Genomic DNA, 2,153 nt, shown 5'->3' with positions numbered 1-2,153 from the left:
CACCAGGACGGTGTAGGAGCCGACGAGCCCCATCTGCGCGAACAGGTAGTACCAGGGCACGAGCAGCGAGATCGCGGGCACGATGCGGGCGACGAGGATCAGCGAGCCGGTGCGGTGCATCCCGAACCGGCCCACGGCCCACGCGGCGGGCACCGCGATGACGGCGGACAGGGCCGTGGACACCACACCCACGAGCAGGGAGTTGCCCATGGAGCGCACGATCTGCCCGGCCTCCACGATGCTGCGGAAGTTGTCCAGGGTGGGCGTGAACCACAGGCCCACGCTGGGGTCGGTGACCTGCACGTTGGTCTTGAACGCGGCGGCGAACATCCACACCAGGGGCAGCGCGAAGACCAGGGTGACCAGGGTGATGGCCGCTCCGCGCAGCCAGCCTCGCACCCGCCGCCCGCGCGCGGCGGGTGCGAGGGGCTGCCGGGCGGCAGGGGTGGCGGTGGCACTCATGCGGTCTTCCTTCCGCCGCGGCGGCGCAGCAGGACCACGACACCGATGATGAACAGCGTGAACAGGACCAGGACGGCGGCGGCCAGGCCGTACTCCTGGTAGTCGAAGGTCAGGCCGTAGGCGTAGACGTTGAGGGTCTCGGCCTCGAAGTCGGAGCCGCCGCCCGCGCCCTTGGTGGCGTAGAGGATGTCGAAGGTCTTCAGCGCGTCGACCGCGCGCAGGACCAGGGCCGTGGCGAGGGTGGGGCCGAGCATCGGCAGGATGACGTAGCGGAAGCGCTGCCAGGCGTTGGCCCCGTCGACCAGGGCGGCTTCCTCGGGCTCCTCGGGCAGCGTGGTCAGGCCCGCGAGCAGGAGCAGCGTCATCATCGGCGTCCACTGCCATACGTCGATGAGCATCAGCATCGGCAGCGACTGGCTCACCGAGCCGAGGAACTCCTGGCGGGGCAGGCCGATGCCCTCCAGCAGGTGGTTGGCGATGCCGTTGGTGGGATCGAGGATCAGCAGCCACAGGACGCCGATCGCCACGGGGGTGGCGAGCAGCGGGATGATCAGGACGGTGCGCACCAGGCGCATGCCGCGGAACGGCTTGCGCATGAGCATCGCGAGCGCGAGGCCGAGGACGGTCTCAAGGACCACGGCGCCGACGGTGAAGACGAGGGTGCGGCGCGCGGCGGGCCAGAAGCGGCGGGCGTCGCCGAGCGCGTCGGTGAAGTTCCGCAGTCCGATGTGGCGCTTGTCGGCGTTCACCGCGCCGAAGGCGTCGGTCAGGCTCAGGTCGAGCGTGAAGGCCAGCGGGAAAACGATCATCAGGCCGACGAAGAGCAGGGCCGGGGCGAGCATCGTCCACTTCAGGCGCCGGTTGGCCTGCTCGAAGGTGCGCGGCGGCCGGGTGCGTTTGCCGGGTGCGGGGGGCGGGGTGTGGGCGCGGGCCGGGGAGACCTCGGTGGCGGCCATCAGGACTCCTTGTGGCGGTTGTCGCGGACGAGGAAATCGGCGAACTCCGCGTCGGCGTCGCGCATGACGGGCGCCACGGACTCGCCGAGGATCGACGCGACCAGCGGGCGGCCGACGATGTCCCTGGCCCGGCCCACCTGGAGGACCCGCGGCCGGTCGTAGCCCAGACCGCGTTCGGCGTTGATCCGCATCGACTCGGCGAGGTCCTTGGGGAAGGCGGCCAGGGTCCGCGGGTCGTCCCACACGGAGCTGCGGGCGCCGGGAATGCCGTCGGACTGGAGGGCGGCGGACATGTCCGGTCCCCCGGCCCACCTGATGAACTCCCAGGCGTCGTCGCGCAGGAGGGAGAACTTGTTGATGCCCAGGCTCCAGGAGGGGATGTTGTGCGGCCTGGCGCCGGCCGGGCCCGCGGGGAAGGGCGCGAAGCCCACCGTCTCGCGCACGCCCTTGGTCGCGACCTTCGGGTCGAGGAAGCTGCTGTAGACGGCGTCGGCGTCTATGTAGAACGCCGCCTTGCCCTGCGCGAAGATCGGCATGGCCTGTTCCAGGCTCATGTTGGTCGCTCCCGGCGGCCCCGCCCGGCCGAGCAGCCCGCCGTAGTACTCGTAGGCGGCCAGCGCCTCGCGGCTGCCGATACCGGACTTGCCGCCGACGAGGAAGTCGCCGCCGTACGAGTACAGGAAGCTGGACCACTGGGACACCGCGCCGCTGCGCTGCCCGCGGCCGACATAGCCG

The 2,153-nt window shown here is 71.2% G+C and carries 2 protein-coding genes and 1 pseudogene; all 3 read right to left on the bottom strand.

Annotated features, from left to right (window positions below; genetic code table 11):
• Positions 1-462, bottom strand: a pseudogene (locus ACQKIP_RS45695) (carbohydrate ABC transporter permease); the annotation flags it as partial.
• Entirely contained in the window at positions 459-1,418 is a 960-nt protein-coding gene (locus ACQKIP_RS45690) for a carbohydrate ABC transporter permease (protein ID WP_365853891.1), read from the bottom strand. The gene ACQKIP_RS45690 and the pseudogene ACQKIP_RS45695, both read right to left, overlap by 4 nt.
• Positions 1,418-2,153, bottom strand: a 736-nt coding sequence (locus tag ACQKIP_RS45685; RefSeq protein WP_427745698.1) for an extracellular solute-binding protein, incomplete at its 5' end; no start/stop codon positions are given. The genes ACQKIP_RS45685 and ACQKIP_RS45690, both read right to left, overlap by 1 nt.

The organism is Streptomyces sp. NPDC059900, assembly GCF_050270335.1.
Taxonomy (GTDB): domain Bacteria; phylum Actinomycetota; class Actinomycetes; order Streptomycetales; family Streptomycetaceae; genus Streptomyces.
Note: the sequence above shows the minus strand (reverse complement) of the source record. Positions and strands in the feature narration are given on the sequence as shown.